The organism is Aeromicrobium sp. UC242_57 (assembly GCF_044452305.1).
Lineage (GTDB): Bacteria > Actinomycetota > Actinomycetes > Propionibacteriales > Nocardioidaceae > Aeromicrobium.
Genome location: NZ_JBIOAM010000003.1, coordinates 84,938 through 111,016, shown reverse-complemented (window position 1 = coordinate 111,016; position 26,079 = coordinate 84,938). Strand labels below are relative to the sequence as shown.

Genomic DNA, 26,079 nt, shown 5'->3' with positions numbered 1-26,079 from the left:
CCATGCCGAGCCGTGGGACAAAGCCGTCTCCGTCGCCACGGGCCGCGTCTTCGGCGCTTCGGGTCGATCTGCGGGCGGGAGACTCGTTCGGTGCGACGTTCCACGTCGAGATCGATCCGTCGACCGCAGTGTTCATCCCGCGCGGTGTCGCCAACTCCTTCCAGACGCTCGAGGACGGGACCGCGTACACGTACCTCGTCAACGACCACTGGAGTCCCGACGCGAAGTACACCAACGTCAACCTCCTCGACGAGACCGCGGCGATCCCGTGGCCGCTGCCGCTGGCCGAGGTCTCCGACAAGGACAAGGCGCATCCGCGCCTGGCCGACGTCACACCGGTTGCGGCGCGCCGCACCCTGATCATCGGGGCCGACGGCCACGGACGGGCGTTGCGGGCGCTGCTGCCCGATGCGCTTGCCCTGACTCGTGCCGAGCTCGACCTGACCGATCCGGCATCCTTCGACTCGGTTCCGTGGCGTGACGTCGACACCGTCATCAACGCTGCGGCCTACACCAACGTCGATGGCGCCGAGACTCCCGAGGGCCGCACGACGGCGTGGGCGGTCAACGTCACGGCGGTCGCCGAGCTCGCCAGACGGGCCATCGCGCACGGTCTCACGCTCGTGACGGTGTCGTCCGACTACGTGTTCGACGGGACCGCCGAGGTCCACCAGGTCGACGAGCTGGTCTCGCCACTGGGCGTCTACGGCCAGACCAAGGCCGCAGGTGAAGCAGTCACCTCGACCGTCCCGAAGCACTACATCGTGCGGACCAGCTGGGTCGTCGGCGATGGACCCAACTTCGTCGCCACGATGCAGCGGCTGGCCCGGGGCGGCGTCAGCCCGTCGGTCGTCGACGACCAGCACGGGCGTCTCACGACCGCCGACGAGCTCGCCGCCGGCATCCTCGACCTGGTGCGAGGTGGCGCTCCCTACGGCATCCACCACGTCACAGGCGGCGGGCCGGTCAAGACGTGGGCCGACATCGCCCGCGAGGTGTTCGTCGCCGAGGGCCGCAGCGCCGATGACGTCACCGGCGTCAGCACGTACGAGTACACCGCGAGCCAGCAAGCCGGCCAGGACAATCCCCCGCCGATCTCCCCCCGTCCCAAGTACAGCGCCCTCCACTAACCCTGACGAGGCACTTGTTGCCCCTTGAGGAGGCCGTTACGGCCCCCTGAGGAGGCCGTAACCCCCTCGCCGAGGGGCGGCAACTACCTCCTCAGGGGTGTGGGGTCAGGGGGCGAGGCGTACGCGTGACCAGGTGGCGCCGACGCCGTCGCGGGTGAAGAGGATGCGGTCGTGCAGCCGGCTCGTGCGACCCTGCCAGAACTCGATCGACTCCACGCTGATCCGGTACCCCACCCCACGACGACGGCCGGACGACGTCACGACCCGCGAAGTCTCGCTCGACCGCGGCCACCCGCTGCTCCAGGGCCTCCCGCCCGATGATGGGACGCGACTGCGGCGACGCGACGGCACCGATCTGCGATCCCCGCGGACGTGAGGCGAAGTACGCATCTGACTCGGCCTCGTCGAGCCGCACCACGGCGCCCTCGACCCGCACCTGACGCTGCAACGGGTGCCACAGCATCGTCGCCGCCGCGAACGGATTGGCAGCGAGCCGCGGCCCTTGCGCGACTCGTACCCCGTGAAGAAGGTCAACCCGCGGGCGTCGAATCCCTTGAGCAGCACGATCCGCACCGACGGTCGGCCATCGGGCGTGGCCGTGGCCAACGCCATCGCATTGGGCTCGTGCACGTCCGCATCGACGGCGTCGTCGAGCCATCGGGCGAACAGCGACAGCGGATCGTCACCGGCTGCCGATTCGTCGAGTCCGGCACGGGAATAGTCCTCACGCATACGAGCCAGATCCGGGGTCTCCATGCGCTCACGATATCGACGCAGTGCAGAATGCCAGGTATGACTGAAGTGCATCATGGCCTAGAAGGCGTCATCGCGTTCGAGAGCGAGATCGCCGAACCTGACAAGGAAGGGTCCGCGCTTCGCTACCGTGGCGTCGACATCGACGACCTCGTCGGTCGCGTTCCCTTCGAGAAGATCTGGGGACTGCTGGTCGACGGGACGTACGAGCCCGGCCTCCCGCCCGCAGAGCCGTTCCCGATTCCCGTCCACTCCGGTGACATCCGCGCCGACGTGCAGAGCGCCATCGCGCTGACCGCACCCGCGTGGGGCATGAGGCGGCTGTACGACATCGACGACGTCCAGGCCCGCGAAGATCTCGCCCGCGCCGCCGTCATGGTGCTGTCGTACGTCGCACAGGCCGCCCGCGGCGTCGGTCAGCCCTTCGTCCCGCAGAGCGAGGTCGACAAGGCCGGCACGATCACCGAACGCTTCCTGACCCGCTGGCGCGGCGAGGTCAACCCCGACCACGCCAAGGCCATCGACGCCTACTGGGTGTCGGCAGCCGAGCACGGCATGAACGCCTCGACCTTCACCGCCCGGGTCATCGCCTCGACCGGCGCTGACGCCGCCGCTGCCCTGTCAGGTGCCGTCGGCGCGATGTCGGGTCCCCTGCACGGCGGCGCTCCGGCCCGTGTGCTCACGATGATCGAAGAGGTCGAGAAGTCCGGCGACGCGACGAAGTACGTCAAGGACCTGCTCGACTCGGGTGAGCGCCTGATGGGCTTCGGCCACCGCGTCTACCGCGCAGAAGATCCGCGGGCCCGCACGCTGCGTCGCACGGCCAAGGAGCTCAACGCTCCCGCGCCGAGGTCGCGGTCGCGCTGGAGGAGGCCGCGCTGAAGGGAGACTGCGCGAGCGCCGCCCCGACCGGGTACTGGAGACCAATGTGGAGTTCTGGGCGGCCATCGTCCTCGACTACGCCGAGATCCCGCCGCACATGTTCACCGCGATGTTTACGTCGGCCCGCACGGCCGGCTGGAGCGCGCACATCCTGGAGCAGAAGCGCACCGGACGTCTGATCCGACCGTCGGCGATCTACACCGGGCCCGCCGCCCGTCGCGCCGACGAGGTCGACGGCTGGAACCCTGACTGGGCCAACGCCTGAGCAGCGACGTCTCGAGCCTGCGCTGCAACCCGGACGACCGGGTGCGGCGCAGGCTTCGCCGTCGGTTCCGCTGGGCGCTGACTGGCCGCTGGATCCTGTGGTCCGTCACAAGCGGGATCGCGCTGGTGTGGTGGACGCTCACGGTCGACGCGTCGCTCACGGTCGACTCTGCCATCGCGCAGGACTCGACCGTGGTCGGCACGATCAGTCGGATCGACGACTCGGACGACGACAACGTCAGAACTACGCCACCGTCGACGGCCGCGAGTACTACCTCGACGACTTCCCACCTGTGTGGGACTGGGGCCAGTTCTTCGAGAGCGACGTCAGCTACGACGTCGGACAGCGTGTCGAGATCGCGCTTGACCTCGATGATCCACGCGATGTGTCGGCCTACGATGTGTCGCGGTACGACGGCTTCTCGTGGTGGCGGGCGATCGCCGGGCTCGCGTTCCTGCTCGGACTGGCCGGCCTGGCCAGGCAGTGGCTGACCCGCAACACGCTCCTGACCGATGGCGCCCGCTGGCAGCTGTGGCGCACCGGCCGGACGTTCACCGTCACCGTCGTCGAGGTGCGCGAGCGCAAGCCTCATCGACTCGCGCGGTTCGTCGAGGCCGTCCTGGAGTGGTTCAGCGATCACACCCACGAGCACCATCACCTCGTGCTGGAGGGCAACGGGCGGGTGTTCTACTGGGAGGCCAAGTCCGAGGACGACACCACGATCGAGCCGGGCATGACCTTCGAGGTCGTCGGCCGGCTGCGTCGCCGCGGCTGGATCGTCGCGCTCACCGAGCCACGGCTCTACCCCGCCGCTCGTCTCGACTGACTGCGATGGCACCGGTCGGAGCCCGGCTGGCCATCGGTTCAGTACGATGACAACGACGCCTACCCTTGTACAGGGTGTCAGAACGGATCCTGCACGCATGAAACCTCACGCCTCTCGGCGCGCGGGCCTGTGGAACCGGTTGTCCTGCCTGGTTCGACGGATGCCGACGACCTCGTCGCAGCAAGTCGCACCGTTGTCAGAGCATGATGCGATTGCGGCAAGCGGCCTGTTCGACCTCGCCTGGTACTCCGCCGAGGCGGGCGAAGAGTTCACCGAGCTTGACGAGGCGATCAGCCACTACCTGAGCATCGGCTTCACCCACCGCTACTCCCCCAATCCGTTGCTCGACCGCGTGCCCGAGATCTTCACGGCCGACCGTGACCCCGATGGGAACGTTCGTCCGAGGGCCATTCCCCAACAGCCTGGCACCTCACCCGGCGTGGTCGGCCAAACGCTATCTGAAGGTGCATCCACAGGCTGCGGACCATCCCTACGGAGTCCTCGGCCATCTCTACGACGACTTCGGTCCGCACACGCAGTTCCACCTGCTCGGCCCCGACCGCCGAGTCAAGGTGCGCTGGGCGGAGGTCGAGACCACCTGGCGTGATCTGGCGACGACCTGGACCCGGCATCGGCGCAGGCTCATGCCGGCTTGGCTCGACTCGTTGCCCGAGGGCCACGACCAACCATTGTTTCCTGAGGACATACCGACGCCCGACATCACGGTCTCGGTGATCATCCCCAGCTGGAACCGCGCCCATGTGCTGCGCACCGCAGTGGAGTCGGTGCAGGCGCAGACCTGGAGCAACTGGGAGATATTCGTCATCGACGACGGCTCGACCGACGAGACCATCTCGGTCGTGAATTCGATGGCGAAGCTGGACTCGCGCATCCACCTCATCACCCGCCCCCACGAAGGGGTGTGCGCCGCGCGCAACAGCGGTATCGACGCGTCGCGCGGCGAGCTGATCGCCTTTCTCGACAGCGACAATGCCTGGCGACCAGACTATCTGCGGCACATGGTTCTCACCATGACTCATCGAGACGTCGACGTGGCCTACGCGACGCTGGAGACCCTGACCGACTCCGGCCTTCGCTATCGCGCCCGTCAGGTGACCCGTGAGATCCTGCTGGCGCACAACCACGTCGACTTGAACGTGCTGGTCGTCCGGGCCACCACGCTACGATCCATCGGCGGATTCGACCCCAGTCTTCGCCGAACCGTCGACTACGACCTAGTGCTTCGACTGTCGGAGGTGGCCGAGCTCGTCCACGTACCCGTCGTAGGCGTGCACTACGACGGTGCCGACGACCGGGACGACCGCATCAGCACCCAGCAGCCGATGACGTGGGCTGACGTCGTTCGGCTCAAGCACCTCGTCGACTGGGACGAGCTGGCCGCCGCCGATCGCATCGCAGAACAGATCAGCGTCGTCATCCCGGCAGGCTTGAGGGCCCGCGACACGCTGGAGCGCGTCAAGACGGTACGAGCCGAGCTCGGCTCGCAGCCCTGGGAGATCGTCGTCGTCGACCACACCGTTTCGCGGCGCACCCTCAACACCTTGCTGCCGACTCTCGTCACTGATCCCAGGGTCCGCTATCGGCGGGTCGCCGAGCCGGCATCGTTCGCGTTCACGGCCAACTTGGGGTTCAGCATGACCCATGGCGCCCGGGTCCTGTTTCTCGACTTCGACACCCAGCCCGAACCTGGGACCGTCACAGCGTTGGTCGAGGCGTCACGTCGTGTCGACGGGCCGCACGTCGTGCAAGCAGTGTCGCCCTCGGACGGGCCAGCAGGTAGGACGTTCATGACCCGTGCCGTCGATTTCATCCAGCTGCGCGGACTGCAGGTCTTGCTGCACAACGAGTTCGAGCTGGCCGACCTGGTACTGCGCCTCGACGAAGCTGAACCCGGCTACCAGCTTGAGCAACCCGACCTGGCGACCGTCACGCGTGTGTCAGTGTCACGCGAACATGCCCGTCACGCCGCCAACCTAAAGCTGTTCGTCGAGCGGCACGGCCACGAACCCACCGCCGACCTTCAGCGACTGTGAAGGTGAGCGGGCCGGCCATCCCCCCGAGACGGCCGGCCTCGCATCACTGATTCCCTGCGTCTCATTCGACCACCCCCCAGGTGCCAGCAATGAGCGCCAAGACGACTGTAGCGCGATCTCTAGTCAATTAGAACTAGATGGACTAGTTCTTGTGGATATATTTTCGCGTCTTGAGCGCAGTCGGCTCTCAGCGCAGCTGAGCGCTGGGCCCGATCATCGTGCGGCAGCCCGTCGACGACGGCCGTCACAGCAATCCGGCGAAGGTCCACCGCAGCGCCGTACTGGGACAGGAAGGCCGTGCCGGCGGCATCTTGACCCGTCGCGATCCGCAGCATCGAGCCACGCGGAGCGAGGCCGGTCGCGTCGACCACGTGCCACTCGCCCTCGACATAGGCCTCGGCAACCGCATGGAAGTCCATCGGCGACAGGCCCGGCGCATAGACCGACGCCAGGCGTGCCGGGACGTCGAGCGCACGTAGCAGCGCAACGACCAGGTGGGCGAAATCGCGACACACGCCCGCGCGGGCCAGCAACGTGGCCACCGCGCCATCGGTCGGCTGGCTGGCACCCGAGACGTAACGGACCCGCGCACCCACCCAGGTCACGACCCGATCGACGAGCTCGTGGCCCGTGGCACCCCCGAACTCCGACCGAGCCGTCGCGAACAGGGTGTCGGACTCGCAGTAGCGGCTCGGCCGCAGATAGTCGATGACGTCGAGCACGTGGGTCGGCACCGTCGCAGTGTGGCCAGATACCTCGGCCGTGTAGTCGAGCACGAGCGGTCCTGGGGCAGCCTGCAGCCGGTGCAGCCGGGTGCCGTGTCGCCCGATGATCTCGTGGGCCTCGACAGGCTCCCCGTTCGACGTCAGGGTCAGGGCCTCGTCGACCTCCGCCCCGCGGGCGACCGCGATCGAGAAGATCAGATCAGCCTCACCGTGGAGAAAGAGCTCGAGATGGGCAGATACGGATCGCTTCACTGCCCGATCCTCCGCCATTTCGTCGAGCGGCGCAAAACGGCCCGATCCCGGACCGGGATGCCTACGCATCTGCACCGCTCGCGATCAGGAGTCGTAGGCCTCGAGGAGCTTGTCTGCTGCGGCCGCTGCCGGGAAGCTCGCCGCTCAGGACGGCTTCCTTGATCTCCTCGCGCATCGCAGCGACGTTCGGATTGGTGCGGAGCCGCTGGGCGAGCCGTCCCGCACGAGCGTCCAGGTGAAGTCGGCTTGCTGCTGGGCGCGCTTCTCCCGCAGGCCGGCACGGCCCAGGAACTCGCGGTGCCGGATGATCCGGCTCCACACCGTGTCGATGCCCGTGCCGGTCAACGCCGAGCAGGTCAGCACCGGAGGCACCCAGTGCTGGGTGCCGGCGTACACGAGCCGCAGCGCGCCGGCGAGGTCCTTCGACGTCACCTCGGCCTCTTGTGCCCGGTCACCGTCGGCCTTGTTGACAGCGATGACATCGGCGATCTCGAGGATGCCCTTCTTGATGCCCTGCAGCTGATCGCCCGTGCGCGCGATCGTCAGGAACAAGAACGTGTCGACCATGCCGGCGACCGTGATCTCGGACTGCCCACACCGACGGTCTCGACCAGGATCACGTCGTACCCGGCGGCTTCGAGCACCGTCATCGCCTGGCTCGTCGCGCGCGCCACGCCACCGAGCGTCCCCGCGCTGGGCGACGGGCGGATGAACGCGTCGGGGCTGACCGACAGCTGGGCCATCCGGGTCTTGTCGCCCAGCACCGAGCCACCAGTGCGGACGCTCGACGGATCGACCGCCAGCACGCCGACGCGATGGCCCTCCTCGATGAGGTGCGTGCCGAGCGCCTCGATGAAAGTCGACTTGCCGACACCGGGCACGCCCGAGATGCCGACCCGGATCGCTCCCCCGCCGCTGCCGAGACCTGTCGAAGGGTCGTTGAGGATGCTGAGCAGCTGACGCGCCTGCACCCGGTGGTCGGCCCGGCTCGACTCGACCAAGGTGATGGCGCGCGAGATCGCCGCGCGCTTGCCGACGCGCACGTCGTCGGCAAGCCGCACTCACGTCGACCATCAGCTGGTCAGGTTGGAGCGCAGCTTGTCGAGCAGGTCGAGCGCCGAGTCGGCGATGACGGTGCCGGGCGGGAACACCGCAGCAGCCCCCATCTCGAGCAGGGTCGGCACATCGTCAGGCGGGATGACACCACCGATGACGACCATGATGTCGGGCCGGCCCATCTCGGCGAGGCTCTCCCTCAGCGCCGGAAGGAGGGTCAGGTGACCGGCAGCCAGGCTCGAGACGCCCACGATGTGCACGTCGGCATCGATCGCCTGCTGGGCGACCTCTTCCGGCGTCGAGAACAGCGGGCCGACGTCGACGTCGAAGCCCATGTCGGCGAACGCCGTCACGATGACCTTCTGGCCGCGGTCGTGCCCGTCCTGGCCCATCTTGGCGACCAGGATGCGCGGACGGCGTCCTTCGGCCTGCTCGAACTCGTCGGTGGCCTCGATGACCCGGGCGACGTTCGACGCCTGGCCGGCTTCGGTGCGGTACACACCTGAGATGGTACGGATGACCGCCTGGTGGCGCCCGTAGACCTTCTCCAGTGCATCCGAGATCTCACCGACCGTCGCCTTGGCACGCGCAGCGTTGACCGCGAGGGTCAGCAGGTTGTCGTCGAGCGAGCCGTCATCGGACGATCCACGCTCGGCGCTGCGCGTCAGGGCTGCCAGCGCCGCGTCGACGTCGTCCTGGTTGCGCTCGGCGCGCAGCCGTTCGAACTTGGCGATCTGCGAGGCGTACACGGCCTTGTTGTCGACCTTCAGGACGTCGAGCGGATCTTCGTCGGCCAGCCGGTAGGTGTTGACCCCGATGACGGCCTGCGTGCCGGCGTCAATACGGGCCTGCGTGCGGGCCGCAGCCTCCTCGATGCGCATCTTGGGGATGCCGGCCTCGATGGCCTTCGACATGCCGCCGGCCTTCTCGACCTCCTGGATGTGCGCCCAGGCGCGGTTCGCGAGGTCGTGGGTCAGCTTCTCGACGTAGTACGAACCGCCCCACGGATCGATGATGTCGGTCGTGCCCGACTCCTGCTGCAGGAGCAGCTGGGTGTTGCGGGCGATGCGGGCGCTGAAATCGGTCGGCAGGGCGATGGCCTCGTCGAGCGCGTTGGTGTGCAGCGACTGGGTGTGACCCTGCGTCGCGGCCATCGCCTCGATCGCGGTACGCCCGACGTTGTTGAAGACGTCCTGCGCCGTCAGCGACCAGCCTGACGTCTGGCTGTGCGTGCGGAGGCTGAGCGACTTGGGGTTCTTGGGCTCGAAAGTCGGCGACGAGTCGCGCCCACAGGGCACGAGCGGCCCGCATCTTGGCGATCTCCATGTAGAAGTTCATGCCGATGGCCCAGAAGAGCTTAGGCGCGGCGCGAACGCGTCGATGTCGAGGCCCACGTCGAGACCAGCCCGGATGTACTCGACCCCATCGGCCAGCGTGTACGCCAGCTCGAGGTCGTTCGTGGCTCCGGCTTCCTGGATGTGGTAACCCGAGATCGAGATCGAGTTGAACCGCGGCATCTTCTGCGCGGTGTACGCGAAGATGTCGGAGATGATCCGCATCGACGGTGCCGGCGGGTAGATGTAGGTGTTGCGCACCATGAACTCTTTGAGGATGTCGTTCTGGATCGTGCCCGACAGCTTCTCGGGCGGCACGCCCTGCTCCTCGGCCGCGACGATGTACAGCGCGAGGACCGGCAGCACCGCACCGTTCATCGTCATCGAGACGCTCATCTCGTCGAGCGGGATGCCCTCGAACAAGCTTGCGGGTGTCGTAGATCGAGTCGATCGCGACACCGGCCATGCCGACGTCTCCGACGACGCGCGGGTTGTCGGAGTCATAGCCGCGGTGGGTCGCCAGGTCGAAGGCGACTGACAGTCCCTTCTGACCGGCCGCCAGGTTGCGGCGGTAGAACGCATTGGACTCTTCCGCGGTCGAGAAGCCCGCGTACTGACGGATCGTCCACGGCTGCGTCGTGTACATCGCGGGGTACGGGCCGCGCAGGAACGGCGCGAGTCCGGGGTAGGTGTCGAGCCCGTCGAGACCTGCGAGGTCGTCCGCGGTGTAGAGGCCGTCGACGGAGATGCCCTCGGGCGAGGCCCACGGCTCAGCGCCGTCGGTCGCCCGGGCGTACGTGTCGGCGTCAGGCTCGTAGGGCTGTTCAGGATCGAGCGGGAGACCGTGGAAGCTCTGCGGGATGCTCATGCGAGCTCCTCTCGGATCGAACGAAGGAAGGCCAAGGCATCGAGGCCCACCGCGATGGTCGAGTCGGCACCCACGTCGGCCCGGCCTGCCAGGACGACGTGCTTGGCCCCGGCGTCACGGAGCGCACCGACCAGGTCGGCTCCCCACGCCTCGTACGCCTTGTCGTTGCCGACGAGGCAGGCGACGGCGGGCGTGCCGGCCTCACGGTAGGCGGCGAGGACGTCGTCGACGCCGTCGGTCGGTCCGGCCACGGTGGCGTCGATCCCGCCGGCGGCCAGCAGGTTCGCGGCGAAGGTCGAGCGCGCGGTGTAGCCGGCGACGGTGCCCATCGAGGCCAGGAAGACCGGCGCTGCGGCGGGCTCGTCGCGCAGCGCCTCGAACTCGCCGGCGTAGCGGTGCACCGTCAGCGGCGCGGGGTACGGGCGCCGCTCGGGGAGCTCTTCGTGCAGGTTCGGGAACTCCGAGACCCCCGTGATGGGCCGCTGGCGCTTCGCGATCGCGAGGGCACGTTCGGCGTTGGTCGCGTCGATCTGATCGCGCAGCCGAGCGAGACCCGTCGCGAAGTCGCCGTCGAGCTCGCCGAACAACGTCCACGCCGCCCGGGCGAGGTCGTCGGTGAGCTTCTCGACCGCGTGCGCGCCACCAGCCGGATCAGTCACCGCGGCCACGTGGGACTCGCTGATCAGCAGGCTCGACGTGTTGCGGGCAATGCGCCGGCTGAACGCCTCAGGCAGGCCGAGCGGCTCGTCGAAAGGCAGCACCGTGACGGCCGCGGCCCCACCGACACCGGCCGCGAACGCGGCGACAGTCGTGCGGAGCATGTTGACGTAGGGGTCGTACTTGGCCATCATCGGCCGCGACGTCACGGCGTGCTGCAGCTGACCTGCAGCGGCCGAGGTGACGCCGCTGCAGCTCGGCCACTCGGTTCCACAGCCGGCGGGCGGCGCGGAGCTTGGCGATCGTCGGGAACTGCTCGTCGGTCGCGGCGTAGCGGAAGTCGATCAGCCCGGCGGCCTCGTCGACCGAGAACCCAGCCGCAGTCAGGGTGCGCAGGTAGGTCGCACCGGCCAGCAGCGAGTACGCCAGCTCCTGCGCATCGGAGGCACCCGCGTCGTGGACGCTCGTCGCGTCGACGGTGACACCGCGGATGCCGAGCGGAGCGGCGAGGCGAGCCACCTTGACGGCCGCCTCCAGGTCGGTCACGCCGCGTTCGCGGACCTCGGCGCCGAGCGGGTCTGCGCCGAGGCTCGTGCCGGGGGGCTGCGGTGACTCCCTTGTCCTTGATGACCGCAGCCAGGGCGGTGGCGGCCTCGACAGGCTCGAACGGCGCATCGATCGCGACGGCGGCGAGGTCGACGAACACCGGTTCGAGGATCGTGGCCAGTGCCTCGATCGGGACGCCGCCGGTGCCCGCCGAGATCCACAGCGAGTTCACGCCGTTCTCGAGATCGGTCACGACATCGCGTGCGGTGCGTTCTGCGTCGGGGTCGACGAACCAGGCCCGGACGTCCCAGCCGTCGAGCTCGCGGGTGGCGGTCGCGCCGCGGGTGAAGGGCGCCTGGCCGGGCAGTCCGCCGTCAGGAAGGTCTGCACTGAGCTTGCGGGGTGCCGAGCGGGGTGACGGCGATGCCGTCGAGGGTCGTCGTCGAGAGCGTCGCCCAGGCGTCGGAGTCGGCAGCGTCGTCGGTCAGCTTGCGCGCCTTGCGCAGGACCGCCGCAGTCGCTGCTTCCCACTCGTCCTGCGTGTGCTCGAGCCCCTCTGAGAGGAGAACCTCGACCGTGCCTGTGTTCCCCGAGCTTGTCGAAGGGTCAGATGCCATAGGGGGCATCGTACGAAACCCAACGTGACTCAGGCCACCCAATGTGACATAAGTGACGACCGGCTAACTCGGGGCAATCTCCACGTCGACGAGAAAGCCCGCCAGGTCGAGGACCTGCACGTGCTCGGCGGGAGTGGCGGTGATCTCGAACGCCGTCGTGCGGCGGCGGCCCGTTGCCATGAGGATCGTGCGGATCGTTCCGTCGATCCAGGTGTCGCCGTCGTCGTCGGCCACGGTGTCGACAGGTCCGTCGAAGTCCGGCGGCAGGACGGGGCAGCAGCTCGGCGAAGTCATCGCTGAGCACCTGCCAGCTGATCTCGTCGCCGACCGCGAAGCCCGGGTCAGCCGCAATGTCCTCCGCGCCGTCCACCCATGTCCACATGCCGTCAACCTTAGGGCCGACACCTCCTGAGACACTGGGCGCGTGAAGATTCCCGCTGAGCTGCTGCCTCAAGACGGACGTTTCGGGTCCGGCCCCTCCAAGGTGCGCGTCGACGCCCTCGACGCCCTCGCCGCGACTGGTACGACCCTGATGGGCACGTCGCACCGCCAGGCACCGGTCAAGAATCTTGTCGGCAGCCTGCGCGAAGGGCTGGGCTCGCTGTTCGACCTGCCGGACGGCTACGAGGTCGTGCTCGGGCTCGGTGGTTCGCACGCCTTCTTCGACGCCGCGATGTTCGGTCTGGTCGAGCGCCGCTCCCAGCACCTCGTGCACGGCGAGTTCACCCGCAAGTTCGCGCGCGCGGTCGCAGCCGCCCCGTTCCTCGACGACCCCGAGATCATCGAGAGCGATCCGTCGACCCACCCGCTCCCCCACGCCTCCGATGGTGTCGACGTGTACGCCTGGGCGCACAACGAGACGTCGACAGGCGTCATGGTCCCGGTCGCGCGGGTCGACGGAGCCGATGACGACGCGCTCGTCCTGGTCGATGCCACGTCAGGCGCCGGCGGCCTGGCCGTCGACGTGTCGCAGACCGATGTCTACTACTTCGCGCCGCAGAAGGGATTCGCCTCCGACGGCGGCCTGTGGATCGCGCTGATGTCACCGGCGGCGATCGAGCGGGCCGACCGGATCAAGGCGAGCGGCAGGCACATCCCCGGCTTCCTCGACCTGCCAGCCGCGATCGACAACTCGCGCAAGAACCAGACCTACAACACGCCGGCCCTGGCCACGCTGTTCCTGATGGACCACCAGACCCGCTGGCTCAACGAGCAGGGCGGGCTCGACTGGGCGGTCGAACGGACCGCAGCTTCGTCGGCACGTCTGTACTCCTGGGCCGAGGCCTCGTCGTACGCCTCGCCGTTCGTCACCGCCCCGGCCGAGCGTTCGCAGGTCGTCGGCACGATCGATCTCGACGGCGTCGACCAAGCAGCAGTCACCGGCGCGCTGCGCGCCAACGGCATCGTCGACGTCGACAGCTACCGAGGCCTCGGCCGCAACCAGCTGCGGGTAGCGATGTTCCCCGCAATAGACCCAGACGACGTAGACAAGCTCACGCAATCAATCGACTACGTAGTAGAGCAACTCTAAGAACCGCGAGTGGTGCGGACTGGACGTTTCAGGACGGCGTGTTTGTCCAAGACGCACCACTCGGCGACAGGTTTGCACCACTCGGTTCAGTTCACGACGGTGCCGGCGCGGTGCAGCTCGCGGTGTTCTTCGTAGATCCTCGCGTTGTTGTGGAGCTTCTCCACTTCTTCATCGCTGAGCTCACGACGCACCTTGGCCGGGACTCCGGCGACGAGCGAGCGCGGAGGCACGACCATGCCCTCGGTGACCAAGGCGCCTGCCGCGATCAGTGACTCGCTGCCGATGACGGCCTCGTTCATGATCGTCGCGCTCATGCCGATCAGGACGTGATCGCCGATCGTCGCACCGTGCACGACGGCCCCGTGGCCGACGGAGACGCCCTCGCCGAGCGTCAGGGGCTTGTCCTTGTCGACGTGGAACGCGCAGTTGTCCTGCACGTTGCTGCGTGCCCCGATCGTGATGGGCTCGTTGTCGGCGCGCAGCACCGCTCCGTACCAGATGCTGGCGCCCTCGCCGATCTCTACCGAGCCGGCGAGCACCGCGGTCGGCGCGATCCACGCGCTCTGCGCGATCTGGGGAGTCCGGTCACCGAGTGCGATCAACATGACGCCAACCTATCGACGTCCCCGCCCCCGTGAGCAACCAGACTCCCCCAACAGATCAGCTCACCCAGCGGCTGATCGGGTCGATCGCAAAGTAGAGCACGAACATCACGCTGATGATCCACATCAGCAGGTGGATCTGGCCGATCTTGCCCTTGACGATCTTGAGCAGGACGAACGAGATGAAGCCCGCACCGATGCCGGCGGTGATCGAGTACGTGAACGGCATCAGGGCGATCGTGAGGAACGCCGGGATCGCGATCTCGTCGTCCTTCCAGTCGATCTCGGCGACCTGCGTCATCATGAGGAAGCCGACCAGCACGAGCGCAGGCACGGCGGCCTCGCTCGGGATGTGCTCGACGATCGGGGTGAAGATCGTGGCCAGCAGGAACAGGACACCCGTCACGACCGAAGCCAGGCCCGTCCGCGCACCGTCGCCGACGCCCGAGGCGGACTCGACGTACGACGTGTTGCTCGAGACGCCGGCTGCACCGCCGGCTGCTGCCGCGATGGAGTCGACGATGAGGATCTTCTGCGCACCGACCGGCGCACCCTCCTCGTCGTTGAGACCCGCTTCGGCGCCGATCGCCGTCATGGTGCCCATCGTGTCGAAGAAGTCGGCCAGCAGCAGGCTGAAGACCAGCAGCACGATCGTCACGAAGCCGACGCGTTCGAACGAGCCGAACAGGCTGAACTCGCCCAGCAGGCCGAAGTCGGGGGGTCTTGGCGACCGAGTCGGGGATCGACGGAACGTTGAGGTTCCAGCCCTTGGGGTTGGTGGTCTCGGGATCGACGACCGTGGGGCCGGCCTCGACGATCTTCTCGACGATGATCGCGAGAACCGTGGTGGCAGCGATACCGATCAGGATCGCGCCGGGCACCCGGCGCGCGTGCAACGCGATCATCAGCAGCAGGCCGATGCAGAAGACCAGGACGGGCCAGCCCGAGAAGCTTGCCGCCGATGCCCATGCCGATCGGCGGAGCACTCATGCCGGTCGTGCGCACGAAGCCGGCGTCGACCAGGCCGATCAGGGCGATGAACAGGCCGATGCCGACCGCGATCGCGGTCTTGAGCTCACGTGGCACCGCGTCGAAGACTGCCTTGCGGAAACCGGTCAGCACCAGCACCAGGATGATGAGGCCCTCCAGCACCACGAGTCCCATCGCGTCGGCCCACGACATCTGGGAGGCGATCGAGTACGCGACGAAGGCGTTGAGGCCGAGGCCTGCGGCGATCGCAAGCGGGAAGTTCGCCACGACACCCATCAGGATCGTCAGGACGCCGGCCACGAGTGCCGTGGCCGCGGCGATCTTGGCGAGATCGGGAGCGGCTCCGCCACCCAGGAACTGGCCGTCGGCATCCTGGACGTAGCCGAGGATCAGCGGGTTGAGCACGATGATGTAGGCCATCGTCAGGAAGGTCACGACTCCGCCGCGAACCTCGCGGCTGATCGATGACCCCCGCTCGCCGATCTTGAAGTATGTGTCGAGTGTTGTACGCATGGAGCTCCCGATTCGCGCTGGGGGTGAACCCGTAGAGCATGCCAGTAGCCCGACGCAACCGTTCGGCGAGGTCGGTCAGCGGCGGCGATTCGCCAGCACGGCGACTGCTGCCAGCAATGCCACGGCGACCGAGGCCCACAGCCACGTGCTGCCGGCGAAGCCATTGCCTCCGCCAATCGGCTCTGGACTCGGCTTGCGCGTCGTGGCAGGCGAGGGGGTCGTCTGCTCGGCTGACGGCTGGGTGAGGGCGACTCGGTCGATCGGCGAGTCGGCGCCTTCGCTGCCGACCAGGAAGGACGTGCCGGCGGGCTCCATCGCCAGCGTCTCCCCCTGCTTGACGGCGGGCAGCCGCACGGAACCGACGCTCTTCCAGGTCTCGGCGTCGAGCACGCTGGCCTTGACGTAGTTGCGGGCGACGACGTGGCGGCCGTCGGGCGTGAACGCGGCATCGGTCATCATGCCGGGCACGGTCGCGTCGACGGCGGTGACCCGGTTGGGCTGGTCGGCCTTCAACGGTTCGGGCAGGGCGAAGACCTCGCCGCCGAGCAGGCCCTTGGTCAGCAGGAACTTCGCGTCGGTGCGCGGGTCGATCACCAGTGCCTCGACGTCGCGCGGCCCTTCGGGATAGACCAGCGGGTAGCGCGTGGTCGCGACGGCGGCGTCGCGCGGACCGGGCTCGGCGAACGCGTACAGCGCGACGTCGGAGCGGACCCGGTTGTTGTCGCCGGTGTCGGCGACCCAGAGCGTCGACTCGCTGTCGATCGACAACGCCTCAGCATCGACGAAGTCGCGATCTGGGGTCGCCGTGCCGACCGTCTTTCCGGTCGAGAGCTGCACGGCGAACACCAGGGAGTCGTTGCCCGAGTCGTTGATCGTGTAGACCAGGTCGTCGTGATCGCGGCTCACGACCAGGCCGCTGGACTCGGTGATCCGCGGATCGGTCAGCTGGCTGACCCGTCCTGGGCCAGCTGCATCTGGGCTGGCTGCAGCGTCGGCCTTGTTCGCCAGCGCACTCACCACGACGACGATGAGCAGGGCGAGGAGCAGGCCGGGGAACAGCAGCCGGCGATGTCGCGGATTCATTGCCACTCAGCATGCCAGCAGCCGCCGGGCGCGGCGATGCGGGCGGGTAGTCTGAAGGGGTGAGCGACAGTGATGACTGGGTGATCAACTCCGGCGACGGACCCGAGACCATCGAGCGCAAGATGGGTCATCGTGAGATCGCACGCCTCGAACGAGCTGCCCGACGTCACGAGTTCGGACGTCCTGACCTCACCGAGCTCGAGATCGGCAAGAAGACCCACCGCGTCGCCGAGGTCGAGCCGATGGACGTCGACGGCGTCCGCACCATGACGGTCGGCACGATCGTGTGGGCTGCCCTGGCCATCGGCATGCTGCCCTTCCTGGGCCGCCTCGAGGAGGATGGTCGTACCTGGTGGTTGTGGACCGCGGTGGCCGGCTTCGGCCTCGGCCTCATCGGTATCGAGTACTGCCGCCGGCGCCGCAACGCCCTGCGCATGCAGCCGGGACGTCGCCGCCTCGGCGACTGATCCCGCACTGCCCCGCCGGCGACGGCGACCGCCCCCGGCCGGATCAGGCGTCGGACTTGTGCACCGTGGTGCGCAGCGGGACTTCCTTCATCAGCAGCGCAGCAATGATGCTGACCACGGCGATCCCGGCCGCGACCAGGAAGATCGTGCCTGTCGCATCGCCGTACGCCGCCCGGACGACCTCGGCGACCGGCGCCGGCAGGTGCTGCGTGTCGAGCAGCGACGTGCTGCCGTCACCGGCGGGGTTGATGCCCAGCGCAGCGAGCTTCGAGGTGACGTCGGTCTTGACCTGCGCGGCGAGGATCGCGCCGAGCAGGGAGACGCCGATGGCACCTCCGAGCGAGCGGAAGAACGCGACGACGGCGCTGGTCGCACCGACCTGCGAGACGTCGACCGTGTTCTGCACCGCGAGCACGTAGTTCTGCATCAGCATGCCGGTGCCGAGACCCACGAAGGCCATGAAGACCATGGCGTGCCACTCGGGCGTGTGGTGGTCGATCGTCGACAGCAGCCCCATGCCGATGACCAGCAGCACCGAGCCGAGCACGAGGAAGCGCTTCCACAGGCCGGTGCGTGTGATGAGCCGGCCTGAGACCGTCGTGCCGACGAGCGAGCCGAGCATCAGCGGGATGGTCAGGAGTCCGGCCGTGGTCGGCGTGTGCCCACCGGCGACCTGGAAGTACTGGCCGATGAAGACCGATCCGCCGAACAGCGCGACGCCGACGGCGATGCTGCCGATGATCGCGAGGGCCGTCGTCCGCTCCTTGACGACCCTGAGCGGGACCATGGGCTCGGGGTGGCGGCTCTCGACGCGGATGGTCGCCAGGACCGCCACGAGGGTTCCGGCCCAGAACGCCGCGGTCTGCCACGAGAGCCAGGCGAAGCTGTCGCCGGCGAAGGAGACCCACACGAGCGGCAGGCTCGCCGCAATCGCGATCAGGACGGCTCCGACGTAGTCGATGCGCACGGAGCGGCGCACTGTCTCGATGTGCAGGTACTTGTGCAGCACCACGAGGCTGATGAGCGCGAGCGGCACGCAGACGTAGAACGTCCAGCGCCAGCCGAGCCCGGGGGTGTCGACGATGATGCCGCCGAGCAGTGGCCCGCTCATCGTCGCGACGGCCATCGTGGCGCCCATGTAGCCGCTGTAGCGGCCGCGCTCACGCGGGGGAATGATCGCGCCGATGATGGACTGGGCGTTCGCGGTGAGACCGCCCATGCCGATGCCCTGGACGACGCGCATCGCGATGCGCTGGGGAACGTTCTGCGAGATTCCAGCCAGGATCGAGCCGATCACGAAGATCACGATCGAGGTCTGCACCAGCAGCTTCTCGTTGTACAGGTCGGAAACTTGCCCCACACGGGCGTCGACACGGTCATCGCGAGCAGCGACGCGGTGACGACCCACGTGTACTGCGTCTGCGAGCCGTTGAGGTCGGCAATGATCGTGGGCAGCGCGTTGGAGACGATCGTCGAGCTGATGATCGCGGTGAACAGGGCTGCCAGGAGTCCGAAGAGGACTTCGAGGATCTCTCGGTGGGTCAGCTGGGCGGGAGCGGCTGATGGCCGCTCGACCGTGTCGGATGTTGGTTGCACACTACAACTATAAACGGAAAGTTGTATGGCGCAACTAATAAAGGCCCGACGTGAGCGGACTCACGACAGGCCTCGGGCGGAGCGGACGAACGGCGAGGAGCTTACAGGCCCTCGACCTCGTCGACCGTCACGGTGTCGAACACCGGCGGGGGCAGCTTCTGGGCGCTGGCCGCCCGGCTCAGCCGGGCACCCGAATGAGCTCCGCAGCCGTGATCGAAGGAGACGACCTTGCCGTCGTCATTGGCCATGCCGTTGGCGCACACCCCGAAGCGGCTCGACAGCGGGCCAGCCAGGCTCACCATGAATCCGCACGAGTGACACACGCCGGACGCCTGCTGCGCCAGCGCGGTCTCGGGGCCCTGCTCACCGTCCTGCCAACGATCTGCCGCCAGCTACGACCCTCGAGCGAGAGCACCCACTCGCGACCCAGCCCCACCTCGCGGGCGAAGAAGCGGTCGTCGGTCTGCTCCTCGCCGTCACCAGCCGACCAGGACGGGACCAGCCGGACGTCGTCCTCGTCAGGAGGCAGGACGTCGCCAGGGCTCAGGTCGCCCGGACGGATGCGGTCGCGGTAGGGCGTCCACGTCGGCGCCGTGATCGCGTCATCGCCCGGCAGCAGGACGACGTCGTTGACCGTCACCCGATCGCTGTCGGGTGCGCGCGAGATGCTGACCGACCAGTACCAGCCGACGTAGCCGGGCTTGAGGCAGCCGAAGTGGTGCGACACGAGGCCGTCACCGTCGTCGACGACGCGCAGGTGCTGACCGACCATGGCAGCCTCGGTCGCCGAGGCGGCCGCCGCGCGGGCGGTCTCGACAGCGGCGCTCAACTGATGGTCGATGGACATTCCTCAATTGTGACCCATGTCCGGGCACGCACGCTTCCCGGGGTGAGGCAGGATAAAGAGCATGGAGGAACCCGAGGGACCGTACGACTACGCGAAGGATCCTGCCTACACGCACGATCGCACCGAGCCGGTCACTCCTGCGCCCTCCGGGTTGAGCCGAACCGCCCAGGGCATCGGCAGGGCCTCCCGCAGCACGGCCCGGGCCGTGGCCCGCGGCAGCACCGCTGCCTACACGGGTGCCCGCAAGTTCACCCACTCCGGCGGCGCCGGAGAAAGTGGCTTCTCCCGGCTGCTCGAGCTGCACGCCTTCAACACCGCCGGTGACGCCGCCGTGGCGATCTCGCTGGCCGGCACACTGTTCTTCACGGTCCCGACCGGCGAGGCCACCGGCCAGGTCGCCCTGTTCCTGGTGCTGACGATGCTCCCGTTCGCGGTGGTCGCCCCGCTGATCGGCCCCTTCCTCGACCGGTTCCGACGCGGTCGACGCTGGGCCATCGGTGCGACGCTGGCCATCCGGGCGTTCTGCTGCTGGGTGCTCGCCGGAGCCGTCGTCGACGAGTCGCCTGCGTTCTACTTCGCAGCGCTGGGCTGCCTCGTCGCCTCCAAGGCCTACGGCGTGACCCGCGCCTCGGCGGTACCCCGGCTCCTGCCGACCACGTTCACGCTCGTCAAGGCCAACTCCCGCATCTCGCTGACCGGCACCGGCGCCGCTGCGATCTCAGCACCGCTGGCGGTCGGCGCAGCGACGATCGGCGCCGAGTGGGCCCTGCGCTACGCCGCCGTGCTGTTCGCCGTCGGCACAGTGCTGGCGATCCTGCTCCCCGCCAAGGTCGACTCGAGCGAGGGCGAGGAGCAGGTCGACCTGACGCCTGATGCCGAGTCACGACGCAAGGGCCTGGCGATCACGCGGGCCGTCGTCAACGGGTTGCGCAGCAACTCCGGCCTTCGCCTGCTGTCGGGCTTCCTGACGATCTTCATGGCCTTCACGCTGCGCGAGCCGCCTGCCTCGATGGGCTGGACCGCCGACCCCATGATCTTGCTCGGCCTGGTCGTCGGTGGCGCGGGTGCCGGCAACACGATCGGCACGCTGATCGGCTCGGCGGCCAGCTCGAAGGCCCCCGAGAAGGTCGTGATCGGCGTGCTGTTCCTCGACGTCGTCGTGCTCGCCACGGTCGGGGTGTTCTTCACGTGGTGGACAGCGGTGATCCTCGGCCTGACGGTCGGCATCTGCCAGTCGCTCGGCAAGCTCAGCCTCGACGCCATGATCCAGCGCGACGTGCCCGAGCGCGTCCGCACGAGCATGTTCGCCCGCTCCGAGACGCTGCTGCAGCTCGGCTGGGTCACCGGCGGCCTGATCGGCATCGGGCTGTTCTCGCTCGACGCATCGCCCCAGATCGGCCTGCTCGTGATCGGGGCGCTGCTGATCGCCTGGCTCGTGCTGGTCGTGACGAAGGCACGCCGGCCCGAGCTGGGCCACGCCACGACGCCGCCGGCACGGCCTGCGCCGTCAGCTCAGGACGACACCCTCCGCGACTGGTGAGCCGAGCTCAGAAGCCGAAGCTCGGTCGCCACCGCGCGCAGCACCTGAGCGATGGGCTTGGCCTTCTTGGCGTCAGGGTGGCGTCCGTGGCGGTAGCCCTCGCCGACGACGTCGAGCATCCGGATGAGGTCTTCGACGATCACGGCCATGGCCTCGGGATCCTTGCGGCGTGCCTGTGACTGCGAACGCGACACCGAACCGACCCGGTCGAGCACCCGCACTTGCAGGGCCTGGTCGCCGCGGCTGCCCTGAGCGATGCCGAACTCGACTCGGGTGCCCGCCTTGAGCGAGGTCACTCCCTCGGGCAGCGCGTCGGAGCGCACGTGGACGTCAGGGCCGTCCTCCTGGCTCAGGAAGCCGAAGCCCTTGTCTGCGTCGTACCACTTCACTTTGCCCGTGGGCATGATGCCACCTTCATGTCGCTGATCTGGACAACCGTCACTTGTCGGGCAAGCCTAGTGCTCGACTCCTGCAGAGGGGAACCAGGTGCACGCTCAGCCCTGATTGGTCGGGGCGTCCTGGGGCAGGCGCTCCTCGAACGTCACCTCGACGGACTGGAAGCCCTTGTGCCGCTGCGACTTGGCGTACGACGAGTAGGCCAGCTGATCGGCCTCGGTCAGGATCACGTTGTCGGTGAACGGAGTCAGCAGCGCCCGCGGGTAGAGCTTGCGGCGCAGGACCACGTTGACCTCGAGCCCCAGCACGACCATCATGGCCGCGATGTAGACGAAGGCCAGCAGACCCAGCACCAAGGCGAAGGTCTGGTTGACCTGGTTGGCCTTGCCGATGACCTCGCGGACGTACGTGTTGCCGATGTACTGCAGCCCCTGCCACAGGATCGCCGTCACGACCGCCCCTGGAAGCACGGCACGGGTCTTGGCCCGGCGCAGGCTGATCAGCCGGAACACGGCGACGAAGATGCCGAGGGTCAGCAGGAAGCCGATGATCCGCGACGCCCAGCCGATCGTCGACTGCAGCTCGGTGCCGAACGAGTTCGGATTGGCCAGCAGCGAGGTCGCGATCGCCAGCAGCAGGATCCCAATGCCGGAGATCGACAGGAAGATCAGGCTGCGCAGCCGCAGGATGAACGGGTTGGCGCGGCTGTTGCGCGGCACCGACCAGGCGATGTTGGCCGCGTTCTGGACCGCCTGGCCAAGGCCCATCGCACCGTAGATCGCCGTGATGGAACCGATCACGATCGCCGACGTCGACCCTTGCAGGCCCTGCGGGGTGCCCAGCTCGGAGCCGATGATCGGGAACTGGCTCAGGGCAGAGTCGAGCAGCCGGTCACGCAGCGCGTCGTCGCCCTGCACCAGGAAGCCGAGGATCGAGGTGCTCAGCAGCAGCAGCGGGAAGATCGCGATGAAGGCGTAGTACGTGATGATCGCCGCCAGGTAGGCCCCCTGGTCGTCGAAGTACTTGTAGATCACCGCGATGGGGAAGCCGATGAAGGGGTGCTTGCGCTGGAAGGCGTCGACGCGACCGACCGGCCGCGGGTTCTCGGCGCTCACGAGCTGGCCTGCTGCCGCGGGAGGTAGGGCTGCAGCGCGGCGACGACGGCTGCGAACCGCTGCTCGTCGAGCACCGATCCCTCGCGCCGGACGTCGGCGACGTCGACGGCGATCAGCCGGTTCAGGCGCACCTCGCTCGGCCGACCCTGGCTGTCCCACGGACCGGGGCCGAGATCGAACCAGAACCGTCCTGCCCGGGCTTCCTGCTCGACGTCGCGATCGTGGTCCTTCGAGGTCAGCATGAGCCCCACGAGCTCGGTGCCCTCACGGCCGATCAGCAGCACCGGGCGGTCCTTGCCCTGGCTCGGATCATCTTCGTAGGGGACCCACGCCCAGACGACCTCTCCCGGATCGGGTTCACCATCTGGATGGGGGTCGTACTCGATGTCCACCCGGCAAGCGTGCCACAGCTGTGCACAGACCGGGGGCAACCCGGTTGGACAACTTCTGCGGTCGCCAACAGACTGACGAGATGGAGCCGCTGACGCTGACCGAGCTGGGTCGACGTGTCGCCGCCCGGTGGGTCACGCTCGCCGTCGTGGCGGGGATCGGCCTGGCTGCGGGAGTGGCCTTCCACCAGCTGTCCGCGACTCGCTTCGAGGCGGAGTCCGTCATCCGCGTCGACGCCGCCGATCCCGGGCTCGTCGACATGGAGGCCGAGATCGCCCTCGCGTCATCCCGGCAGGTGTCTGCTGAAGCTCTCGACGCCCTGGCCGACGAGCAGCTGTCGATCGACGAGCTCGAGCGGGCCGTCACCGCGGCGTCGGTGGCGAGGTCACGTGTCCTGAGGATCTCGTACGTCGCGGACTCCCCCGTCGCAGCGGCGCGTGGGGCCGACGCGGTCGCGCACGCCTACCTGGCGGTGCGGGAGATCGACGTCGAGCGCCGGCTCGCAGCTGAGAAGATCGCCGCGTCGACCTCCGACCTCATCGACCCGGCCCGGCTGCCCCGCACCCCGGTCGGACTCGGCCTGACGTCGACGGCCGCCGCCGGCCTGGTACTGGGAATGCTGGTCGCAATCCCCGTCGCGGCCCGACCCAGCCGCCGAACGGCCGAGCCGGTGCCGCCGTCAGTCGAGTGAGGGCAGGTTGCGCTTCATGACCTTGCCCGTGGGGTTGCGCGGCAGCCGTCGAGGAACATCGTGCGGCGGGGCACCGCAAACCGGGCGACCCGTTCCTTGGCATAGGCCACGATCTCGTCCTCGCTCAGCGTGGCTCCCTCCCTGACCACGACATAGGCGGCCAACGCCTGCCCGAAGGCATCGTCGGCGACGCCCTGCACCACGACGTCGGAGACGTCGGGATGGTCAATCAGTGCGTCTTCGAGCTCGCGCGGGAAGACGTTCTCGCCGCCGGAGATGATCATGTCGTCATCGCGCCCCGACACGAACAGCCGGCCGGACGCGTCGAAGTGGCCCAGGTCGCCGGTGTTCATGAGCCCGTCGGCGAACGACTTGGTGTTGCCATCGGTGTAACCGCCGAACGGCATGTCGTTGCCGACGTGGATGACGCCGGTCTCGCCCTGCGGGACCTCCTGGCCGCCGGCGTCGAGGACCTTGACGACCGTGCGGAACGGTGGCCGTCCGGCTGTGCCGGGCGCATCGCGCAGGTCGGCGGGGCCGGCGATCGTGACCCAGCCGGTCTCGGTCGCCCCGTAGAAGTTGTAGACCGAGTCGGTGAACAGGTCCATGTACCGGTTGGCCAGCTCGCCGCCGAGCGCCGAGCCGCTGCTCGCGGTGATCTGCAGCGACGACACGTCGTGGCGGGCGATGATCTCAGGGTCGAGGTCGACCATGCGCTGCATCATCAGCGGGACCACGACGAGCACCTGCGCCCGGTGCCGCTCGATGTCGCTCAGCACCGTGGCGGCGTCGAAGCGGCGCCGCAGGACGTACGTGGGGGCGGTCGAGAGGCCGAAGGCGAAGTTGATCAGCCCCCACGAGTGGAACAGCGGTGCTGCGATCACGACCGTGGAGTTGCCGCGGTAGGGGATCGCGCCGAAGAAGGCGACCAGCGGCTTGAGGTCCTTGGGCTCCTCGCGGCGGGCACCCTTGGGCAGCCCGGTCGTGCCCGACGTGAAGATGATGATCTGACCGTGGCGGGCCGGTTTGGGGTGCGCGGACGTCGACTTGCCCTGCATCAGCCAGGTGACGCTCAGCAGGTCGGTCGGGGCGTCAGCATCGGCCCAGCCCAGCACGAGCTTGCTGCGGTCGACGTCGTGTGCGACGTCGAGGAACTCTTGGTCGACGATCACGAGGCTTGCGTCCTCGCGCTGCGCGAGCTCGCCGAGCTGGCTGCGGCTGGCCATCGTGTTGAGCAGCAGCACCCGACCACCGGCCTGCATGATCGCCACGATCGAGATGACCATGAACCGGTGGTTGCGGGCCAGGACCGCGATGGAGTCTCCCGGCTGGATGCCACGGTCCTTGAGCGCCTGGGTCAGCTGGTTGATCTGGGCAGCGAGATCGGACCAGGTGATCTGGCCTGCGTCGTCGATGATCGCGAGCTGCTGGGGGAATCGCTTGGCGACCGCGTGGACGCCCGACGGCAGGCGCCGGGCCCCCACTTGGCCAGCTGGAGACCGGCACCGACCAGCCGATGCGGCGGCAGGGGCTTGAGCAGCCCGATCTGCCGGAAGACCTTGAGGGTGAAGCCGAGGTCGTGGGTGCGCTGGCTCATCCGTGCTCCATTTCGGCGGGGTGACCGGGACGTGGTCCCGCGTAGGCGTCAGGTGGAGTGTAACAACGAGTTACACAACCGTCCAAGCAGTCGCGGCCCGTCTAAGAACCCTCTCACTGACGCCTCATCCGCGCCTCATCCACGACCGGTCATATGGGACTTACCAACGAGACGTACCGACCTACGAACTGATCCACCCAAGACTGGAGAAATGCCATGCGCACACGAATCCGCACCACCGCCCTGCTGTCCGTCGCCGGACTCGGCCTGACGACGATCGCCGCGATGGGGCTGTCCTCCCCCGCCCAGGCCGCCACGAACCACAAGTGCGCCGGTGTGACCGCCACGATCGTCGGCACCTCGGGCAGCGACGAGATCGAGGGGACGTCCGGCCGCGACGTCATCGTCGGCCTCGGCGGACATGACGAGATCGATGGCAACGGCGGCAACGACCTGATCTGCGGCGGCTCTGGCAACGACGAGATCGACGGCGGTTCGGGCCACGACCGCATCTACGGCAACGCCGGCCGCGACGAGATCGACGGCGACTCGGGCCGGGACCGCATCTGGGGCGGATCGGGCAACGACGAGCTGCAGGGCGGATCGGGCAACGACCGGATCTGGGGCAACAGCGGCCGTGACCTGCTCGAGGGCGAGCGTGGCAAGGACAAGCTCAACGGCGGCTCGGGCAAGGACCGCGTCTACCAGGGCGAAGAGCCCGACCGCGACGACGACTGATCTGACCGACGACGGAGG

Annotated in this window: 24 protein-coding genes and 5 pseudogenes; 9 read left to right on the top strand and 20 right to left on the bottom strand. The window is 68.3% G+C overall.

Annotated elements, in window-relative coordinates:
* Window positions 1–2: 2 nt before the first annotated feature.
* Window positions 3–1,130 (top strand): sugar nucleotide-binding protein, encoded by a 1,128-nt coding sequence (locus tag ACHMWU_RS09850; RefSeq protein WP_396043319.1) that lies wholly within the window; start codon window positions 3–5, stop codon window positions 1,128–1,130.
* Between the two features lie 105 nt (window positions 1,131–1,235).
* Here the strand turns inward: ACHMWU_RS09850 and ACHMWU_RS09845 are convergent, their stop codons facing one another.
* Window positions 1,236–1,886 (bottom strand): pyridoxal 5'-phosphate synthase, encoded by a 651-nt coding sequence (locus ACHMWU_RS09845; RefSeq protein WP_396043317.1) that lies wholly within the window; start codon window positions 1,884–1,886, stop codon window positions 1,236–1,238.
* 36 nt (window positions 1,887–1,922) lie between these two features.
* On the opposite strand from ACHMWU_RS09845, the pseudogene ACHMWU_RS09840 reads away from it, so the two are divergent.
* From ACHMWU_RS09840 to ACHMWU_RS09830, 3 genes and pseudogenes are all read left to right on the top strand, one after another.
* A pseudogene (locus ACHMWU_RS09840) lies at window positions 1,923–3,030 on the top strand (citrate synthase 2).
* Window positions 3,031–3,160: 130 nt separating this feature from the next.
* On the top strand, window positions 3,161–3,856 hold the full coding sequence (locus ACHMWU_RS09835) for a hypothetical protein (protein WP_396043315.1): 696 nt from the start codon (window positions 3,161–3,163) through the stop codon (window positions 3,854–3,856).
* 386 nt (window positions 3,857–4,242) lie between these two features.
* The gene (locus tag ACHMWU_RS09830; RefSeq protein WP_396043313.1) at window positions 4,243–5,910 is read left to right on the top strand and encodes a glycosyltransferase; all 1,668 of its coding nucleotides are present in this window, start codon (window positions 4,243–4,245) and stop codon (window positions 5,908–5,910) included.
* A 119-nt stretch (window positions 5,911–6,029) separates the two neighbouring features.
* On the opposite strand, the gene ACHMWU_RS09825 is transcribed toward ACHMWU_RS09830, so the two are convergent.
* The 8 genes and pseudogenes from ACHMWU_RS09825 to ACHMWU_RS09790 all read right to left on the bottom strand — a co-directional run bounded on the left by ACHMWU_RS09825 (window position 6,030) and on the right by ACHMWU_RS09790 (window position 12,259).
* Complete coding sequence (locus ACHMWU_RS09825) at window positions 6,030–6,887, bottom strand: transglutaminase family protein (RefSeq protein WP_396043311.1); 858 nt, start codon at window positions 6,885–6,887, stop codon at window positions 6,030–6,032.
* Window positions 6,888–7,031: 144 nt separating this feature from the next.
* Window positions 7,032–7,858, bottom strand: a pseudogene (gene meaB / locus ACHMWU_RS09820) (methylmalonyl Co-A mutase-associated GTPase MeaB).
* Between the two features lie 102 nt (window positions 7,859–7,960).
* Window positions 7,961–10,145: pseudogene (scpA, locus tag ACHMWU_RS09815) on the bottom strand (methylmalonyl-CoA mutase).
* A complete protein-coding gene (locus tag ACHMWU_RS09810) occupies window positions 10,142–10,966 on the bottom strand; it encodes a methylmalonyl-CoA mutase family protein (RefSeq protein ID WP_396043309.1) in 825 nt (274 codons plus the stop codon). The pseudogene scpA and the gene ACHMWU_RS09810 overlap by 4 nt, the downstream one beginning before the upstream one ends.
* Window positions 10,872–11,477, bottom strand: a complete 606-nt coding sequence (locus ACHMWU_RS09805; RefSeq protein WP_396043307.1) for a methylmalonyl-CoA mutase family protein — start codon at window positions 11,475–11,477, stop codon at window positions 10,872–10,874. The genes ACHMWU_RS09810 and ACHMWU_RS09805 overlap by 95 nt, the downstream gene beginning before the upstream one ends.
* Window positions 11,470–11,715: pseudogene (locus ACHMWU_RS09800) on the bottom strand (methylmalonyl-CoA mutase family protein); the annotation flags it as partial. The gene ACHMWU_RS09805 and the pseudogene ACHMWU_RS09800, both read right to left, overlap by 8 nt.
* Window positions 11,716–11,722: 7 nt before the next feature.
* Window positions 11,723–11,965, bottom strand: coding sequence for a hypothetical protein (locus ACHMWU_RS09795; protein WP_396043305.1), 243 nt, complete (start codon window positions 11,963–11,965; stop codon window positions 11,723–11,725).
* 63 nt (window positions 11,966–12,028) lie between these two features.
* Window positions 12,029–12,259 carry a hypothetical protein gene (locus tag ACHMWU_RS09790; protein WP_396043303.1) on the bottom strand — a complete coding sequence of 77 codons (231 nt, stop codon included), beginning with the start codon at window positions 12,257–12,259 and terminating at the stop codon, window positions 12,029–12,031.
* Window positions 12,260–12,389: 130 nt separating this feature from the next.
* Between ACHMWU_RS09790 and serC the strand changes: the two genes are divergently transcribed.
* The gene (serC, locus tag ACHMWU_RS09785; protein WP_396043301.1) at window positions 12,390–13,496 is read left to right on the top strand and encodes a phosphoserine transaminase; all 1,107 of its coding nucleotides are present in this window, start codon (window positions 12,390–12,392) and stop codon (window positions 13,494–13,496) included.
* An 86-nt stretch (window positions 13,497–13,582) separates the two neighbouring features.
* On the opposite strand, the gene ACHMWU_RS09780 is transcribed toward serC, so the two are convergent.
* The 3 genes and pseudogenes from ACHMWU_RS09780 to ACHMWU_RS09770 all read right to left on the bottom strand — a co-directional run bounded on the left by ACHMWU_RS09780 (window position 13,583) and on the right by ACHMWU_RS09770 (window position 16,690).
* Window positions 13,583–14,101, bottom strand: coding sequence for a gamma carbonic anhydrase family protein (locus tag ACHMWU_RS09780; RefSeq protein WP_396043299.1), 519 nt, complete (start codon window positions 14,099–14,101; stop codon window positions 13,583–13,585).
* Between the two features lie 55 nt (window positions 14,102–14,156).
* Window positions 14,157–15,508: pseudogene (locus ACHMWU_RS09775) on the bottom strand (NCS2 family permease).
* Window positions 15,509–15,676: 168 nt separating this feature from the next.
* On the bottom strand, window positions 15,677–16,690 hold the full coding sequence (locus ACHMWU_RS09770; protein ID WP_396043297.1) for a hypothetical protein: 1,014 nt from the start codon (window positions 16,688–16,690) through the stop codon (window positions 15,677–15,679).
* A gap of 53 nt (window positions 16,691–16,743) precedes the next feature.
* On the opposite strand from ACHMWU_RS09770, the gene ACHMWU_RS09765 reads away from it, so the two are divergent.
* Window positions 16,744–17,151: a DUF2530 domain-containing protein gene (locus tag ACHMWU_RS09765; RefSeq protein ID WP_396043295.1), complete on the top strand. Its 408-nt coding sequence runs from the start codon at window positions 16,744–16,746 to the stop codon at window positions 17,149–17,151.
* A gap of 43 nt (window positions 17,152–17,194) precedes the next feature.
* On the opposite strand, the gene ACHMWU_RS09760 is transcribed toward ACHMWU_RS09765, so the two are convergent.
* From ACHMWU_RS09760 to ACHMWU_RS09745, 4 genes are all read right to left on the bottom strand, one after another.
* Entirely contained in the window at window positions 17,195–18,511 is a 1,317-nt protein-coding gene (locus ACHMWU_RS09760; protein ID WP_396043293.1) for an MFS transporter, read from the bottom strand.
* Complete coding sequence (locus ACHMWU_RS09755) at window positions 18,454–18,747, bottom strand: hypothetical protein (RefSeq protein ID WP_396043291.1); 294 nt, start codon at window positions 18,745–18,747, stop codon at window positions 18,454–18,456. The genes ACHMWU_RS09760 and ACHMWU_RS09755 overlap by 58 nt, the downstream gene beginning before the upstream one ends.
* Window positions 18,748–18,848: 101 nt before the next feature.
* On the bottom strand, window positions 18,849–19,091 hold the full coding sequence (locus ACHMWU_RS09750; RefSeq protein WP_396046614.1) for a DUF3027 domain-containing protein: 243 nt from the start codon (window positions 19,089–19,091) through the stop codon (window positions 18,849–18,851).
* Window positions 19,043–19,576, bottom strand: coding sequence for a DUF3027 domain-containing protein (locus ACHMWU_RS09745; protein WP_396043289.1), 534 nt, complete (start codon window positions 19,574–19,576; stop codon window positions 19,043–19,045). Before ACHMWU_RS09745 ends, ACHMWU_RS09750 begins: the two co-directional genes overlap by 49 nt.
* Window positions 19,577–19,655: 79 nt before the next feature.
* Between ACHMWU_RS09745 and ACHMWU_RS09740 the strand changes: the two genes are divergently transcribed.
* Window positions 19,656–21,134: an MFS transporter gene (locus tag ACHMWU_RS09740; protein ID WP_396043287.1), complete on the top strand. Its 1,479-nt coding sequence runs from the start codon at window positions 19,656–19,658 to the stop codon at window positions 21,132–21,134.
* Here the strand turns inward: ACHMWU_RS09740 and ACHMWU_RS09735 are convergent.
* The 3 genes from ACHMWU_RS09735 to ACHMWU_RS09725 all read right to left on the bottom strand — a co-directional run bounded on the left by ACHMWU_RS09735 (window position 21,107) and on the right by ACHMWU_RS09725 (window position 23,037).
* Window positions 21,107–21,538, bottom strand: a complete 432-nt coding sequence (locus ACHMWU_RS09735) for a cold-shock protein (protein WP_396043285.1) — start codon at window positions 21,536–21,538, stop codon at window positions 21,107–21,109. The two genes, ACHMWU_RS09740 and ACHMWU_RS09735, sit on opposite strands and share 28 nt — an antisense overlap.
* 90 nt (window positions 21,539–21,628) lie before the next feature.
* Window positions 21,629–22,645, bottom strand: coding sequence for a YihY/virulence factor BrkB family protein (locus ACHMWU_RS09730; protein ID WP_396043283.1), 1,017 nt, complete (start codon window positions 22,643–22,645; stop codon window positions 21,629–21,631).
* The gene (locus ACHMWU_RS09725; RefSeq protein WP_396043281.1) at window positions 22,642–23,037 is read right to left on the bottom strand and encodes a type II toxin-antitoxin system PemK/MazF family toxin; all 396 of its coding nucleotides are present in this window, start codon (window positions 23,035–23,037) and stop codon (window positions 22,642–22,644) included. The genes ACHMWU_RS09730 and ACHMWU_RS09725 overlap by 4 nt, the downstream gene beginning before the upstream one ends.
* Before the next feature lie 80 nt (window positions 23,038–23,117).
* Between ACHMWU_RS09725 and ACHMWU_RS09720 the strand changes: the two genes are divergently transcribed.
* Entirely contained in the window at window positions 23,118–23,726 is a 609-nt protein-coding gene (locus ACHMWU_RS09720; protein WP_396043279.1) for a hypothetical protein, read from the top strand.
* 14 nt (window positions 23,727–23,740) lie between these two features.
* On the opposite strand, the gene ACHMWU_RS09715 is transcribed toward ACHMWU_RS09720, so the two are convergent.
* Complete coding sequence (locus ACHMWU_RS09715) at window positions 23,741–25,210, bottom strand: AMP-binding protein (protein WP_396043277.1); 1,470 nt, start codon at window positions 25,208–25,210, stop codon at window positions 23,741–23,743.
* Between the two features lie 329 nt (window positions 25,211–25,539).
* On the opposite strand from ACHMWU_RS09715, the gene ACHMWU_RS09710 reads away from it, so the two are divergent.
* Complete coding sequence (locus tag ACHMWU_RS09710) at window positions 25,540–26,061, top strand: calcium-binding protein (RefSeq protein WP_396043275.1); 522 nt, start codon at window positions 25,540–25,542, stop codon at window positions 26,059–26,061.
* Window positions 26,062–26,079 lie beyond the last annotated feature (18 nt).

Coding starts and splice junctions, on each gene's coding strand:
- ACHMWU_RS09735 (WP_396043285.1), bottom strand. CDS start 21,538: ATGCCCACGGGCAAAGTGAAGTGGTACGACGCAGACAAGGGCTTCGGC.
- ACHMWU_RS09710 (WP_396043275.1), top strand. CDS start 25,540: ATGCGCACACGAATCCGCACCACCGCCCTGCTGTCCGTCGCCGGACTC.
- ACHMWU_RS09805 (WP_396043307.1), bottom strand. CDS start 11,477: ATGCGCCGTTCGAGCCTGTCGAGGCCGCCACCGCCCTGGCTGCGGTCA.
- ACHMWU_RS09810 (WP_396043309.1), bottom strand. CDS start 10,966: ATGCTCCGCACGACTGTCGCCGCGTTCGCGGCCGGTGTCGGTGGGGCC.
- ACHMWU_RS09720 (WP_396043279.1), top strand. CDS start 23,118: ATGGAGCCGCTGACGCTGACCGAGCTGGGTCGACGTGTCGCCGCCCGG.
- ACHMWU_RS09780 (WP_396043299.1), bottom strand. CDS start 14,101: ATGTTGATCGCACTCGGTGACCGGACTCCCCAGATCGCGCAGAGCGCG.
- ACHMWU_RS09845 (WP_396043317.1), bottom strand. CDS start 1,886: ATGGAGACCCCGGATCTGGCTCGTATGCGTGAGGACTATTCCCGTGCC.
- ACHMWU_RS09795 (WP_396043305.1), bottom strand. CDS start 11,965: ATGGCATCTGACCCTTCGACAAGCTCGGGGAACACAGGCACGGTCGAG.
- ACHMWU_RS09830 (WP_396043313.1), top strand. CDS start 4,243: ATGGGAACGTTCGTCCGAGGGCCATTCCCCAACAGCCTGGCACCTCAC.
- ACHMWU_RS09740 (WP_396043287.1), top strand. CDS start 19,656: ATGGAGGAACCCGAGGGACCGTACGACTACGCGAAGGATCCTGCCTAC.
- ACHMWU_RS09850 (WP_396043319.1), top strand. CDS start 3: ATGCCGAGCCGTGGGACAAAGCCGTCTCCGTCGCCACGGGCCGCGTCT.
- ACHMWU_RS09790 (WP_396043303.1), bottom strand. CDS start 12,259: ATGACTTCGCCGAGCTGCTGCCCCGTCCTGCCGCCGGACTTCGACGGA.